Genomic DNA, 15,586 nt, shown 5'->3' with positions numbered 1-15,586 from the left:
AAAAGGGGTTCCTATTAGGGGAGCCCTTTTTTCATAGTATTTCCCGAAATACAGGTTTTATTCATTATGGAATCGTAATAAGTCTACAATATAGTGTAAGGAGGAGTGGTATGAGATGAAACGACTGGGCTCCGCTTTAGTTTCCACAGCACTGTTGTCTTCCGTTGTAGTGGGTGCAGCTTCTGCGCAATCGGCAAACGATATTCATGTAACCCTCAATGGAATAACTCAGACATTTAGTCAACAACCCATTCAAAGCAATCATGTAACCTTGGTTCCGATGCGGGCTCTGTTTGAATCGCTTGGCGCGCAAGTTGATTATGACACGGCAACCGGACTAATTTCTGCAACCAAGGGTGCGGACACCATTGAATTGAAAGTGAATAATACTACCGCTCACAAGAACGGTGAATCGATTACTTTGGAGACGCCCGCTAAACTCATAAATGGGTCTGCCTACGTACCGTTACGTTTTGTTGGGGAATCGTTCGGCGCTAAAGTGGATTGGGATAAAGCAACTTCAACCATCCAAATTGAGCTGCCTGTGCAGACGGAAAGTGAACAGAGCGGTTCAAATCCTGCTCCGATTGTCCCTGTTACAACTACGGAAGCCATTTATGAGACCAACACGGAGCCGCTGGCCTATGAAGACGCTGTCGCTCTTGCGGTCGCCAACAGCAATATAATCAAGATGCAGGAGAAATCGCTTAAGGCTGAAGACAATAAGTTGGTAGACACAGCCGATAAGATTGATTATATCCCTACTCCCGGTCCGAACGGCAATCCTGAAGCAAAAGCCGCTTTCAATAATTACAGTCAGGCCCAAATAACCTACCTGATATCCAAGAAAGACTTAGAGGTGGCCAAAGAGAGCATGGCTTACAACGTAAAAAAAAGCTATAATACTATCATTAACGCCATTGAGGATAAGCGCTTGGCCGATCTCAACGTAACGGATGCGGAATGGAAGCTGCGCATTGCACAGACCAAGTTGGCGAATCAAATGGCCAGCGAATATGAAGTGACCCAAGCGCAGAATACGTTGGCCCAGACTAAAGCTGCGCAGGAAGTAGCGGCTAAGGCTCTGGATGAAGCCTATCGAACTTTAAATGCGTTAATAGGCTATAAAGCGGATCAGAAGTATGAAGTTACGGATCTTCCCAAATTTGAAGTATTTGAAGATAATGTGGACGCTCATATTGGCCGGGTTCAAGCCGACAGCCCTACCGTGTGGAAGGCTGAACGCGAGGTTGAGCAGGCTGATCTGAACGTTAATTATTTTACTTTCGCCAATGGGCAAACGATCAACGCTTATGAAAATACAAAAATCGGCGTTGATGTGAAAAAGATTAGTGTATCTGAAGCCAAGAAACAACTTGAAGATGCCATCCGGAAAACCTATGATCAAATCAAACAGCTTGAAACTCAATACACTCAGCTTCAGGCTTCCTTAACAAGCGCCACTGACGCCTTGAACGTAGTACAAAAACGTTATGAACTGGGCATGGCGACTCAATATGAAGTGTTTCAAGCGCAGCTTCAATTAGAAACCTTGAAACAGAAAATATCCACCATTGTCACAGGTCTGGATACCGCTAAACCAGCCTATGAGAAACCGTGGATTGCAGTACCACAATAAAATAATTTTATAACATAGAATGAATAATTTTCGGAGGTGGAAGCAGTGCTTTCGCCTCGTTTTTTGTTTATACGAAACATTTTTTATCTAAAAACGTCTAAATAATTAATAATGCTAAACGGGGAGGAGACATTTTGAGAAAAGTTTCAAAGACTGCAGCGGCCGTTGTTTTGACAGTATCCGCATTAGTGCCCCTGTCATCACAAACCTGGGCTGCACCAACACCCAAGACTACCAACTCGGCTAAAACTGTAAAACAGGAAACGGTACATACATTGGCTAATCTGCCTCCGGTGAAGATTACCGCAAAAAGTTTGGTTCGATTGAGCGATGTCAATATTTTAACTCTGGACGGCGAAAGTATCCTTACGTATACGCTGACGATCCAAAATAAGGACAACAAGACGATCGATTTGCTGGATTACTGGTCCAAAGTAAAAACTAAAAGCGGGACAACTTACAGTACGTCGCTGATGACCAAAGATAAAGACAAAAAGAAACTGGCGGCCGGTTCTTCCACGACGTTGACGTATACAGCTCGAATTGCGAATCACATCAAGCCGCAAAATCTGATATTCCAGGTGGTCAAATGGGATTTTAGCCAGCCTGAGTACGAGGCGTTAAAAGGACAGTTCAAGATTCCAGCAGATTATTTGACGTCGACCCCTGCGAATCAATCCAAAACATTGTGGATTGCCGATGCCCGTGTTAAGGCGAAGGTAGGGCAAGTGGCTTCTTATGTTTCAGGCGACTATAAATACGTCAATGTTTTGCTCAATATGACGAATGTCGGCTACAAGCTGTTTGAAGATCCGAAAATGAAATTTGTGATCCGTTCATCTACAGGTGCAAGCTATCTGATGACAGCGGATCCAACAACCAGTGTGGATTACAAAATCCAACCCAAGGATACGAAAACACTTCACCTGATGGCTCAAATCCCGAAGAAAATCGAGCTGTCGAACATGGAACTGCAAGTGGCGCTGGATGACGAAACGGCCAAGCAGAGTCTGCCGATTGCAACGATGCAATTGCCTGGCGAAGGCGATAACCTGATGACGGTTAAGCCCAATGTCGAAAAGTTCATTCAAGCCGGCAACGGCAAAATAGCCGTGCAGGTGACGAGCGCTGTCGTGAACAAAAATGATCTTGAACATGAGCTGTCTGTTCGCTTTGCTTTCCGCAATACAAGCGGGGCGACGATCACTTTGCCGAAGTATCAATTTGAACTGCAAACCTCGGATGGATACCGTATGCCGATTAAGGCGCCAGCACTGGAAAATATGACCCTTCAACCGCTGGAACAAAGATTCATAACCCTCCCGGTGACGGTGCCGCCCGATATCAGCATTGCCTATCCGCGTCTGTTCATGAATCTGCCGACCGCGGAGGACAACAAGGAGAAGATCGCCTATCCGCTCGCGATTTTTGCGCTGCAGACCATTCATACCGCCGATAAAATGGTAGGAACCGAGCAGTTTATACAGACGAAGGACGGTGTTTTTGGCGTTACCTTGTCTTCGCTGCAAAGACTGCCTTGGAGTGATGGCGATCTGGTCAACGCCAAAATTACGATTAGCAATGATAACATCAAAACGTTACAGCTGCCGGAACTGACCGGGAGCTTGCAAGTGGACTCCGTTAAGCTGACTGAAGGAACCAAACTGATATTCACGCAGCCGGACAGATTAATTGGAGCCGGAATGTCGATGGACATTTTTGTGACAGCTAAGGTGCCCAGCTATCTAAAGTTTGACCAACTGCAGGTTGCCCTGCTTGAGAAGATAGGGGAAGAGAGTACCGACTGGATTCAATTCAGCAATACGGGCGCAATACCGGAGGTGGCCGGTATAGCCAAGGGAGCCTCCTTTACGTTCGATACGCCTGGACGCAAACAAGAGTTGGGTGTGATAAGTTCCCGTGTTTACTTAGGTCCATCCAGCGATCTAGTTTATACCGAACTGGATGTCAAGAATCTGGAAGAACATCAAATGGATCTTTCGCAAATTGTCGGGGCATACCGGACAGCCGACGGCCAGACATATAAAGCCACGGTCAGCCAGATTGACACCCCGGCCGGACCGGAAGAGAAAAGTGTGGTTGCAGTATGGACTAAAATTCCTAAGCGGGTCTCAATAACCGATATGAAGCTGATTGTTGGGGAAGGGATCACCGACAACAAGCTGACGCCGGTCAAAGGCGAAGCGACAGGTTATATAAATGCGGTGGCCCTAGAGCTTGGCGTTTCTAATCCAACAACCAATAAAAAACTGAGAGGCCTGGAGATATTCCCATATAAGTTGGCGGTGACAGACGTGGAATCTACTCTCTCCGGCAGCTCCATGAATCTGAGCTTTACCTATGATCTGACCCGTAATAGGGACTATACGATCGGCGAGTTTGGGCATAAATATCTGTTTGAGGTCGAGGATTCCAGCGGTCGAATATTCGAGAAGGAGTTCGTCCCTGAAACCGACTTGCTTCTTACAGGCGACGGCAGAGCAAGCTTCAGTTTTAATGATCCGCTATTTAAAGATCTCACCGAAGACGACGAATTTAAATTAACGGTTTATGACCTGTTCCAGGGATACAAAATCAAGCTTGGCAGCCAAAGCTTTGAATATGATGATGAGACTGATACGGATGAATACTAAAATTGGGCTTGTTTCATGCCTGTATAACCTCTATCATTATTGTAATGAGAGATTTGAGGAGGAACATGATGAAGACAGTATGGAAAGTCATGTCAGCGACGGTGGTGATTGGTGGTAGTATTTGGGCAGGTTCGTTGCTGAATTTGACGGCGGAAGGCTCAAGCGTAACAGGTCAACCAGGCACCGCTGACGATCCGGTTGTGACGAAGAGTTATGTGGACCAGGCCATTCAGCAGGCGCTCAAGGGAGGCGTGACCACAACAAAGCCTTCGGCTCCTTCGACGAGCAGCAGCAGCGGCAGCAAAGGAGGTGGCTCAACCGATGCAATTGAAGTTGTAACGGTAGAGCCGGGGCAGACGTTGATTGCGGCAGCTGGAGCGGAGTTCGTGGTTCGGGCAGGGAAGGCTGTAATTTATAGCAGCGACGCCGACGGTGTCACGGATTTGACCGATGGCGTAGATATCAAAAATGGAGGAGCGGTAACGAACAACCACCTGCTTTCGTTTCCCCGGGATGGACGCGGGGTTCAGGTTCAGGCCGGAAATAAATACAGCCTGACGGTGTTGGTTCGCGGCGGATATTCGCTCAAATAGGACAGCCGATTTTTTCCTAAACGAACAATAATTCTATAGGGTATTTTTCTCCGCCGAGCACATCCTACTCCTGAAGGACAATATTATTTGGGGGTGGATCGAAGATGGCAAGAAGCAACTCCAAACTGGTTCCGGAATGCCGTCAAATGCTTAAACAGTGGAAGTATGAGATTGCGGCAGAGTTCGGGTTGCCGGTCGGCGGCGGGGTAGCCGGTGAGGCGGCGGATACGGAATTCGCCAGCGAGCTCGGCGCTTTGGGGACAAGCTCCGGCGGCAGTTGGCGGCATCTCACATCACGGGAAAACGGCTCAGTCGGCGGAGAAATTACAAAAAGGCTGGTCGCTCAGGCTCAGCGTGATTTGCTTTTGCACTAATCTTTTGACATGACATGGCAAATGCGATAATATGACTTTGAGGATTGTCAAAACAACCTTTTCCGATCAGGGAAAGGTTCATTTTTTGGTAAATAAAGTTGGTAAATCTGCCCATCATCCATTGGGGGCATTTTTAGTATTGGATACGAAGGCTTTCGCCATACTATCCATGGGGAGGTTGAAATTTTATGTCCGTACAAGGGCGACACTTATTTACTTCCGAGTCCGTTACGGAAGGACACCCGGATAAAATTTGCGATCAAATTTCCGATGCGGTTCTTGACGCATTTTTGGCCAATGATCCCTATGCCCGGGTTGCATGTGAAGTTTCCGTAGCCACCGGGCTAGTACTCGTTATCGGGGAGATCAGCACCAAGTCCGAATATGTCGATATTCCTGCTATTGTTCGCAAGACAGTGAAAGAGATTGGCTATACCCGCGCTAAATATGGATTCGATTTTAATACTTGCGCGGTACTCACTTCGCTTAATGAGCAGTCCGCCGACATTGCCCAAGGTGTAAACGCCGCTTTGGAAAGCCGGGATCCTGCCCAAGTCGACAAAGAAACGGAAAATATCGGCGCCGGCGACCAGGGATTGATGTTTGGTTTTGCTACAAATGAAACGCCGGAACTCATGCCGCTTCCGATTGCTTTGTCGCACCGGATTGCCCGGCGCCTTTCCGAAGTACGGAAGGACGGAACGCTTGGCTACCTCCGGCCGGACGGCAAGACTCAAGTGACGATCGAATATATCGACGGTAAACCAAAACGAGTAGATACGATCGTCGTTTCTTCGCAGCATGCGGAAGATATTACGCTGGAACAAATTCAAAAAGATATTAAAGAGCACGTTATTCTTCCCGTCGTTCCTGCGGAATTGTTGGATGGGGAAACGAAATACTACATTAACCCTACAGGCCGATTCGTCATCGGGGGGCCTCAAGGCGATGCCGGTTTAACAGGGCGTAAAATTATTGTCGATACGTATGGCGGATACGCTCGTCACGGCGGCGGCGCATTTTCGGGGAAAGACCCGACAAAGGTTGACCGTTCTGCAGCATACGCAGCACGCTATGTGGCGAAAAACCTCATCGCAGCGGGACTGGCCGACAAAGTGGAAATCCAGTTGGCTTACGCGATCGGCGTTGCTAACCCGGTATCCATTAATGTTGATACTTACGGTACAGGCAAAGTGCCGGAAGAAAAACTGGTGGAGCTTGTTCGCCAGAATTTTGACCTTCGTCCGGCGGGTATTATTCGCATGTTGGATCTACGCCGTCCTATTTACCGTCAAACTGCAGCCTACGGTCATTTTGGACGCACGGACATCGATTTGCCTTGGGAACGCATAGATAAGGCCGAGGCGCTGAAGGCGCAAGCTGGATTATAAACTGTCGTTAATAGAAACGGATATCGTCTCCCTGGAAGGGAGAAGGTATCCGTTTTTTTGCGCTGCGACCCTCGTCTTTTATTTATCGAGAGTTTTGCGTGCATATAAAGTTGAAGAGTTGTAAAACATACAGTTATTTATCTGATGACGTAGCTTGGCGCTAGTTTAAGTGCAAATCCTACAATTAAAACGGCATAGTTGAAGGGATTGGTGAAGATGTCTGGATGTAATTGCAGGAAATGCAATTAATACGGATTAGCCCGCATCTAAATTTATTCTACCTGTAAGTTTTGCAACTAATTCGTTGGAGCCAGGCTCCTAACTAGTTCAACACCCAGGTAACCAACTATTTGGAAAAATATCTTATGGATGGATCTTGCCTATGTCAGTCAAACATCTCCCAACTTCCTTGAAGCAGTTCGTAGCGATGAATTCTTTGTCCGGTTCCATTTCGGATCGGCTGCATCCACCCTTTGGCAGAAAGAGATTGTAGCAAGCGCACCGCAGTCCGGTAATTGATGCCAAAATATTGGCATACCTCTTTAGGACTGATGGACCCGGCAGAACATAATGCCAGGCGGAGAACTTCCTTTTCTGCGAAAACAGAACGTTCTTTAGGCTGCGGATAGGCTTGGTACCGGTTAAATAACACTTGCAAGAGATTTCTACACAGATCAGGCCTTTGTTCGATATCATCGTAGGCGATAGAAACTACTCGGAAGCCGAGGGATTGCAGGTATAATTCACGATTTAATTCATTGCAAAACTTCTGACGATCCATTTCTTGTACATGAGGGCCATACCCCTTAATTTCAATCATAAATTTAAGAAGCCCCGGCAAATAGGCAAAATCGCCAAAATATGAGCGCCCCCGCCAATCGAGAATCTCATATTCGGGATGAAGATATTCGAAATTTCCATACAGCGGCCACCATACGTTCTTCAAAAATAAGGTTTCTCCATGTCCGTGTCCCCGTAAAAGGCGGGCTTTGCGCTCCCCCTTTCGTGAGTCTGAGTGCTGATTGATGAAGGCTTTATGCGCCTTTTCGAAAGTCAACGTTTTCATTTATACCGATCACTCCTCTTATTTTTTATATAGTAAAATAAAAAGTCCTGACCCTCTATCCACAGAGAAGATCAGGACGTGCTACGTCTCATATATTCAAATAGTAACATTTTATCCGTGGAACTTCTACGTTATCCCCATTATCCACAGAAACAATCCACAATATCCACAAATTTTATCCACATAATCCACGTTATTCACAGCTAACAACTTCCGCTTTTCAAAAACATAGAGAACTTTGACAATCTTGCTTTTTTTCGTAACTTTTCGGCCGGAAAGTAGTCTATAATTTATAGATTAGGTTTCCGAAGTGATAGAGTGTGCAGTCTGCTTTGGATCATTTTTGAAAAAGTTGGGAGAGTAGCAAATCAAATGGTAGTGGATAAGAATCAGGACTTGAAATGGATGCAGATTGTAGTTCGGGGCGGGAAACGATTGGCGATCGTCTCTTTGGCGGGAATGATTTGGCTTCAGCCAGCGATCGGATGGGGACCGGTATCAATTGGGGGAACAGCTTCTACGGCGTATGCGGCAAGCAATCAAGCCGTTAAATTAAGTGAAGAGATTGTTACGTCCGGAGCGAAACTCGTCAAATATCAATACACGGTAACGCGTTCGGGCAAGTCCGTCAAAGTATTGACGGATGTGGTCGAAGTCGATTTAACCAATCCTTACGTCAGTTTGGATGTAATGACCGGCAAAGGGGGGCAATTGACGACCAGACAATCGGTGGAAGGCATGGCCAAAGAAACCGGTGCCGTGGCCGGGGTCAACGGCGATTTCTTTGCCACCGGAGGGCAAGGCGTGCCGATGGGTGCGGCGGTTTCCCAAGGAACGCTCGTCACGAGCCCGGCGCAGCTCGAAGGCATGTACGCGTTTGGGGTGAAAAATGACGGAACGCCGTTTATTGACCGGTTTGGTTTTAACGGGACGGTGGTTGCCGAGGACGGTTCGTCGTTTGAGCTTGCAGGGATCAACCAGGAATCGTACATAACGGAGCCGGATAAAGCCCGCAGCCACGTTAACAAGATGTTTATTTATACCAGCGCCTGGAAATCCGCGCAGCGGCCGGTGGACACCTCGACAACGCCGACGGAAGTGCTCGTGCAAGGCGATGTGATCTCGCAGATTTCGATCAAAGCGCCGATTCCGGGGGCCGTGCCGGCGGACGGATATATTTTGCGCGCTCATGGAGCGGCGGCGGACTTCGTTGCTCAACATTTGGAGGTCGGACAGCGCATCGATACGCAATATGAACTGCAGTCTTTAACGACAGGGACAAGCGTCAATCCGGCGGATCTCAAGGTGATGATCGGCGGCCATACGCTGCTCGTCGACCAAGGCAAGGCCTCGGCGTTCACCCGTTCAACAAACTCGATCAGCGGAGGCAGCACCGTAGCGCGTACGGCCGTCGGCTACTCCAAAGACGGAAAAACGGCTTACATTATTACCGCCGAGAAAAATAGCAACAGCTCCGGGTTGACGTTAAAAGAGCTGCAAGGTTTTATGACGGGCATCGGGGTGTGGAAAGGGCTTAATCTGGACGGAGGAGGTTCGACGACGATGGTGAATCGTCCGCTTGCCGAAACAAGCGCACAGCTCACCTTCACGACGTCCAATGGGTCGGCGGGACAACGCGCTGTCGCCAACGGCCTCGGCGTTTTCACTTCGGCTCCACAAGGTACGCTGAAAGGATTTAAAGTCAGCGGATCGTCCACGCTGCTCATCGGACAGACGGTCCCTTATGCCCTGAAAGGCTACGATACGTATTACAACCCAATTGCGACGGAAAGCTCGGTGGCATCCTGGAAAGCGAGCAACGGGAACGTTAAGTGGACAGGCAGTGGATTTAAAGGTGTTACGGCGGGAACTGCAAAAATCACGGCGACGAGCGGCTCGGCGAGCAGCAGCATGGAAGTAACGGTGCTGGGAGGCAGTGACCTTGCGAGCTTGACACCGGGCACGACGTTTGCGCCGCTCGAAGCGGGCGCTTCCGTATCCGTACCGGTTACGGCGGAGCTGAAGAGCGGAAGCACGGTGAACGTTCCGGCTGAATCCGTGAAATGGACCTTCAGCGGCATGAAGGCCAGCGTGAAGGACGGCGCGCTCACCGTGCAGTCGATAAACTCCGGCACGAAGGTCGCTTATGCTACGCCTAGCTATGATGGCTTCACCGGCACGCCGGTCGTCTTGTCCGCTTCCACGGACACGATTTGGGAAAGCTTTGAAAACGTGTCTTACCCGATTTCGTTTACGGGGCTTCCGGCCGAGTCGCAGGGAACGGCAACGATTGTCCAAGGGACGGGCGAACGCGCGAACTCGAAAGTGCTGCAGCTTGACTACGACTTGACCGGCGGCACCGGGAATAAATTTGCTTACGCGCAAATCAACGGAACGACCGGGAAGGAGATTCCGGAGAACGCTACGGCGATGACGATCGATGTCCTGGGCGATGCCAGCTTGAACTGGGTGCGCGCGGAATTAGCGGATGCCGATGGCAAACCGGTGTACCTCGATTTAGCGCGGCCGCTGGACTTCACGGGTTGGAAAACGCTGAACGTCGACTTAACGGGGGCAGGCATCAAGTATCCGGCCAAGCTGAAACGGCTGTATGTCGTTAATGTCGAAGAAGGGCAAGATGAACGTGCGCTGACGGGTAGCGTCTCTTTTGACAATATCCGGTTTACCGCTCCCGCCGCCGCTACAGGGGAAGTAGCCGTAACGCAGCCCAGCGTCAAAGCCGTGATGGTTGTCGGCCAAAAATCGATGACGGTGGACGGGGCGAAACAAAGCCTGGAGGTGGCTCCGCTGCTGAAGAACAACACGACGTATGTGCCGATTAAATATGTGCTGGACGCCTTCGGCGGGACTTCCACCTGGAACAATGCCGCAAAAAAAATTACCGTGACGCGCGGGGAGACCGTACTTGAGTTAACCGTGGGGAAAAAGGAATTTTTTGTGAACGGAACCAGCAAACTAGGTGAGGTTTCACCGATTGTTGTCGACAGCAGGACTTTAGTCCCATTACGTTTGGTGTCCGAACAGCTGGGCATTGGCGTAAATTGGGAAAAGAAAACCAAATCCATCACCCTCGAATCATGATATGATTAGTCTGGGACTATTCGGACTACAGAAACGGAGAAGGTATAGGTGGATTTTCAAGCAGATGCCATAGATCGCGTAATAAATAACGCTGTTAACGTACTTGAAAGTAGTAAGCTGCAAATTCTCGAAATTTTGGACTCGGCGCGAAATGAGCTGAAGACGCTGAACGCGGAACTGCAAAACGTGATGAAGGAAACGGCGGAAACCGTGGAGAAGGTCGACCAGCTCGAGGTGAACTACAGACGTTCCCGCATCCGGCTGACGGAAGTCAGCCGGGACTTCGTGCGGTACAAAGAAGAGGACATCAAGCAGGCTTACGAGAAGGCGACACAGCTTCAGCTCGATTTGCTGATTTATCGCGAGAAGGAAATGTATTTGAAGGCCAGACGTGATGAACTGCAAAAAAGAGTTCGAAACGTGGAAAAATCAGTCGAACGCGCTGAAACGATCAGTACGCAAATGGGCGTTGTGCTCGAATACTTTTCCGGCGAATTGGGACAGGTGACCCGGATCTTGGAATCTGCTAAAAACCGGCAGTTGATTGGTCTCAAGATTATTTTGGCGCAGGAAGAGGAACGAAAACGAATCTCGCGGGAGATTCACGATGGTCCCGCTCAGCTTCTCGCAAATCTAGTGCTTAGGACGGAAATTGTAGAAAGAATGCTCGCTAAGCAGGAATTTAAACTGGTACAGGACGAAATAGTAGATTTGAAGGCTCAGGTTCGCTCCAGTCTCGAAGAAATGCGGAAAGTGATTTTTAATTTGCGTCCGATGGCCCTCGACGATCTCGGTCTGATTCCAACGTTGCGTAAATACGTTCATGACTATGAAGAAAAGACCAAGATTCGGGCTACCTTTGAAACCAGGGGCAAAGAGCATCGCTTATCCTCTCCCATGGAAGCGGCGATTTTTCGTCTGGTGCAAGAAGCGCTCACCAATGCGGCGAAGCATGCTTTTCCGACCTATGTTGGCGTGGAGATCACGTATCAGGGGCAAATGCTGCGTATCGTAGTGAGGGATAACGGCCTTGGCTTCAAGGTGGATCAATTGGAGCAAAAGACGAAAGAGCATACCCATTTCGGACTGATTGGCATGCGGGAAAGAGTCGAATTACTCGAAGGAAGAATGGAAATCGAATCAGCAGCGAATATGGGTACCAAGATCGTCATCCACATTCCAACGAACACAGAGAAGAGAAAGGAGTACCAGGATGGATAATCTTACGAGTGGCAGCAGACAAGCAATCAAAGTTCTCTTGGCTGACGATCACCAATTGTTTCGGGAGGGTCTGAAGCGGATTTTGAACATGGAGGAAGATATCGAAGTCGTGGGAGAATGCGGCGACGGCACTCAAGTGTTGGAATGCTGCCAGCAGTTTGCTCCGGAAATCGTGCTGATGGACATCAACATGCCGCAATTGAATGGCGTGGATGCTACGGCAGAACTCCGCGAGTCGTATCCCGAGGTCAAGGTCATCATTTTATCGATTCACGATGACGAAAGCTATGTGTTTGAAACGCTGCGCAAAGGGGCAACCGGCTACTTGCTGAAAGACATGGAGGCCGAATCCTTGGTGAACGCCATCCGTACGGTGGCCGAGGGGAATGCGTTCATTCATCCGAAAGTAACCGGCAAACTGATTCAGCAACTGCGCCGCATGGAATATTTGAGCGAGACAGGAGCGATTGCCGAGGACAACGCAATCCGCGAAGCAGGCGTCAAATTCGTCGCCGGCGATGACAATCCGCTGACGAGACGGGAAGCCGAGGTGCTTCGTTTGATGGCGGAAGGCCGCAGCAACAAGATGATTGGAGAGCATTTGTTTATTAGCGAGAAGACAGTCAAAAACCATGTCAGCAGCATTTTGCAGAAAATGGACGTTGACGATCGTACTCAAGCGGTCATTAATGCGATTAAGTTCGGTTGGGTTACCCTTTAACCGGCTGAAATATTCACACCCTTGAATTCGGCCTGGCGCGCCTGAAAATGCAACAGGGCCGATTCCGCGGCAGCGGAGACAGCTAAACGGGATGACAGCAGGGTGCAATCTTAGGACAGCAGAGACAGCTGAGCGTTTATTAGAGCAGATAGATGTGGCAGATGATGCGGGAATCGTTTTTGACTGGCCTCCTCCGCGCCTTTGTTTCCATATTATTCATGATATTGAAATGAGAGGCGAGTTCCTATTTATTTGAATGCAATAGGAATGGGGAACCGGTCAGGTACATAGCAGTATAGCGCCGCCGGCCTAATAGTGGTGGTTCATAAAGTCCGTCTAGGTGTTGAAAACGGCCTTTTTGAACACGTACTATATTAACTAAGTGTTGCGGAAATTCTTGCATTTAGCCGTAATGCAGTATGCCGGCCCAACGGACAGGGAAGCTGTTTCGGTATAGTAACATTAAAAGGTCTAGTTATCTGTCCAAGCTCGATTGGAAAAAGGAATGGAAGCTGCCGTTATTAGGGCAGCGGTCTGCTTGACGGGAGCCCAGTAACCCTCCTTTTGCTAGCGGCATATATTGTCGCTATAAGGGAGTGTTCAAAAAGTCAGGTTTTCAGCACCGAGACGAACTTTTTGAACTACCTCTATAAGGGAGGTGAGTTCCGTGGTTCCCTATATGGGTTGGGTTCTGCTTAGTTACGGATTGGCTGCGGCGCTGGTTCATTTTCTGCACGGGATATATCTGCGGCGGAAGTCCACGATCAAAACGATCCATTATATTTTGGTGACGAGCAATCATGAAAGTCAAATGGAATGGTATTTGCGTGCATTGTCATGGTATGCGAGACTGCGTGGATTGCCGCTGCGGGTGACGGTGCTCGACGAGGCATCAGAGGATGATACGCTGGCGATTATGAAGAAGCTGCAGACGCAAGGCGATATGGAGCTAACCGTTATCGGTCTGACGGCGGTCCAGAAAGAAGATGTAGAGGCGCAGGTTGCCAAAATGGCCGAAGACTCACCCGTATGCATCGACCTTCGGATTCCGCAGGAGGCGAATAAAATCCCCTATGTCCATGTGTAAGCCGCCAAGTCAATTGCCCGCATCAGGCTGCGTTTGGGAGCGTACGGGATATTGGAAGCGTACCGGATATTTGATTTCAAAAGATTTTCAGGCGTTGCAGGAAAACGCCAAGCCGCAGCGAATATCAATAAGCGAGCAAAAACAAAGCCATAACATACTCGCGCATCGGGATGCGCAGCGCAAAGTGTGAAGCACACTCTTTTTCAGGCTAACGGCCGGAGGAGTGTGCTTTTTTGCGTTTTTTGAGTTTGTGAAGAAAGGTGTTGTCGAAAAAAAGGCTTAAAACCGAAATCGGGGCTTGACAGGGGCTGGATAGAATTATTCGGAGTACGTTGGGGGCTAACGGACTGAAATGACGTTATTTGCTCATTTCCCGGGTATTTCCCGACGTAACGGACTCAACAGACGCTATCTGGTTGCAAACGAGGAATTTTTAGCTGTTTTCGGGCAAATAAGGTCTTTCCGGTCCGTTAAAAAATAAAACGCCGATTTTTTCGGCAAATAAGGGCGCTCCGGTCCCTTAGCAAGCCCAGGATGAAGTCCCCCGTTCCCATGGCCGGCCGTTCAAGCACCGATTTTTAGATTGAGACGAAAAAAGGAGGTCAAACAAAAAATGAAGCAAAAACAGAAAAGGAATATAAGTAAATAGAGGAATTATATTGAAATTGTTGAAGTATGCAATAAACTGCTGTTTTTTGGCGGGGAGAGGTGGAAATGAAGGCGGGTTTGTATGCGGTAAAAGTGATTACAGGATGGCGGATTTTGATTAGTTTGGATTTGCGGGTTGATTTGCTTTGGTGGGGTGTGGAAGGAAGCCGGTGCATGGGGCTGGGCGATCAGGAGGACGCAGCATGTGGTGTTGTGGACGTTTTGAATGGGCAAGGGGGGCTTGAAGGGCAGGGAGTGAAGAGAAAGATGGTTTTAACCGTTGGGCAGGCTTTGGCTAGAGGGCCCGTTGGTTCAGGCGATGTTCTGCCCGGCGTTGAAGCTTCACATAATACGGGAGTTGAACCGGAAGCTTCGGCGATGTATTTGCTTTCGGATGGCATGCCCTTAGGTTGGGCGGTGAAGTTGCGGGACCGGTTTAAGACACAGGAGGCGATGGATCGATGGAAGGCGGAGGATTGGGAGAGCTTCTTAAAGCTCAACTTAAAGCCGGAGCTTGAGGCCGAAAAAAGGCTAATGGATGATGAACGGGGATCTGTCCGGAAGAATGTAAACCGGCTGGGAGCCGCAGGCGGAATGAATTTGAGCAATGGGCTGGGAAGAGCTGAAGAAAAAGCTTGGACAGGAGTTCATGGCTGGTTATGGAGAGGGGAGGAGGGCTTGACTCCGCTAGGTCTCAGGTTGTTGGAAAGCCTACTGGGAGGCGGTGAGAACGCAAAGGTATGGGGGGATAACAAGCGGTCACGGAAGGATAACCGGGATAAAAAGCTTTTTTTAAATCGGGCCGATTCGGTGGAGAGGGAGCGGCTTGCCGCAGGGAAAGCGTGGCTTGTGCACACGCTTGAGGAGGCGCGGCAGCTTGCGGCCGCGCTCGCGGGGAGATCGCTGCTGGAGGCGGAGCTCCAGCAGCTGCTGGCGGAACGCCTGCCGGGCCTTGCTCCGGCATGGCGCTCCGCCGCCCAGCTCGCGCACCTGCAGGGGCGCGTGCGGCTTACCTCGGGCGTGGGCTGGGGCCCCGCCCGAGGGGGTACGGGCCCGCGCTGGCGCCGGGCCCGGGCGGGCCTCCGCTGCC

The 15,586-nt window shown here is 49.5% G+C and carries 10 protein-coding genes and 1 pseudogene; 10 read left to right on the top strand and 1 reads right to left on the bottom strand.

What is annotated here, in order from left to right:
• Positions 1-115: 115 nt before the first annotated feature.
• The 5 genes from ACLD72_RS31990 (at position 116) to metK (ending at position 6,651) form a co-directional block, all read left to right on the top strand.
• Positions 116-1,639 carry a stalk domain-containing protein gene (locus tag ACLD72_RS31990; RefSeq protein WP_411003544.1) on the top strand — a complete coding sequence of 508 codons (1,524 nt, stop codon included), beginning with the start codon at positions 116-118 and terminating at the stop codon, positions 1,637-1,639.
• A 134-nt stretch (positions 1,640-1,773) separates the two neighbouring features.
• Positions 1,774-4,293 (top strand): hypothetical protein, encoded by a 2,520-nt coding sequence (locus ACLD72_RS31985; protein WP_411003543.1) that lies wholly within the window; start codon positions 1,774-1,776, stop codon positions 4,291-4,293.
• A 68-nt stretch (positions 4,294-4,361) separates the two neighbouring features.
• The gene (locus ACLD72_RS31980) at positions 4,362-4,886 is read left to right on the top strand and encodes a hypothetical protein (RefSeq protein ID WP_411003560.1); all 525 of its coding nucleotides are present in this window, start codon (positions 4,362-4,364) and stop codon (positions 4,884-4,886) included.
• A gap of 104 nt (positions 4,887-4,990) precedes the next feature.
• Positions 4,991-5,260 carry a small, acid-soluble spore protein, alpha/beta type gene (locus ACLD72_RS31975; RefSeq protein WP_411003542.1) on the top strand — a complete coding sequence of 90 codons (270 nt, stop codon included), beginning with the start codon at positions 4,991-4,993 and terminating at the stop codon, positions 5,258-5,260.
• A 188-nt stretch (positions 5,261-5,448) separates the two neighbouring features.
• A complete protein-coding gene (metK, locus tag ACLD72_RS31970) occupies positions 5,449-6,651 on the top strand; it encodes a methionine adenosyltransferase (RefSeq protein ID WP_411003540.1) in 1,203 nt (400 codons plus the stop codon).
• Between the two features lie 385 nt (positions 6,652-7,036).
• Here the strand turns inward: metK and ACLD72_RS31965 are convergent, their stop codons facing one another.
• The gene (locus ACLD72_RS31965; RefSeq protein ID WP_411003539.1) at positions 7,037-7,717 is read right to left on the bottom strand and encodes a hypothetical protein; all 681 of its coding nucleotides are present in this window, start codon (positions 7,715-7,717) and stop codon (positions 7,037-7,039) included.
• A 372-nt stretch (positions 7,718-8,089) separates the two neighbouring features.
• Here ACLD72_RS31965 and ACLD72_RS31960 point away from each other — a divergent pair, with 372 nt between their 5' ends.
• The 5 genes and pseudogenes from ACLD72_RS31960 to ACLD72_RS31940 all read left to right on the top strand — a co-directional run.
• Positions 8,090-10,819 (top strand): stalk domain-containing protein, encoded by a 2,730-nt coding sequence (locus ACLD72_RS31960; RefSeq protein WP_411003538.1) that lies wholly within the window; start codon positions 8,090-8,092, stop codon positions 10,817-10,819.
• A gap of 48 nt (positions 10,820-10,867) precedes the next feature.
• Positions 10,868-12,040 carry a sensor histidine kinase gene (locus ACLD72_RS31955; protein WP_251591897.1) on the top strand — a complete coding sequence of 391 codons (1,173 nt, stop codon included), beginning with the start codon at positions 10,868-10,870 and terminating at the stop codon, positions 12,038-12,040.
• A complete protein-coding gene (locus ACLD72_RS31950) occupies positions 12,033-12,761 on the top strand; it encodes a response regulator (protein ID WP_036619290.1) in 729 nt (242 codons plus the stop codon). The genes ACLD72_RS31955 and ACLD72_RS31950 overlap by 8 nt, the downstream gene beginning before the upstream one ends.
• A 667-nt stretch (positions 12,762-13,428) precedes the next feature.
• Positions 13,429-13,848, top strand: a complete 420-nt coding sequence (locus tag ACLD72_RS31945) for a hypothetical protein (RefSeq protein WP_251591901.1) — start codon at positions 13,429-13,431, stop codon at positions 13,846-13,848.
• Positions 13,849-14,562: 714 nt separating this feature from the next.
• A pseudogene (locus ACLD72_RS31940) lies at positions 14,563-15,586 on the top strand (hypothetical protein); the annotation flags it as partial.

This window comes from Paenibacillus lacisediminis (genome assembly GCF_046567315.2).
This window is presented reverse-complemented; position numbering and strand designations above follow the sequence as displayed.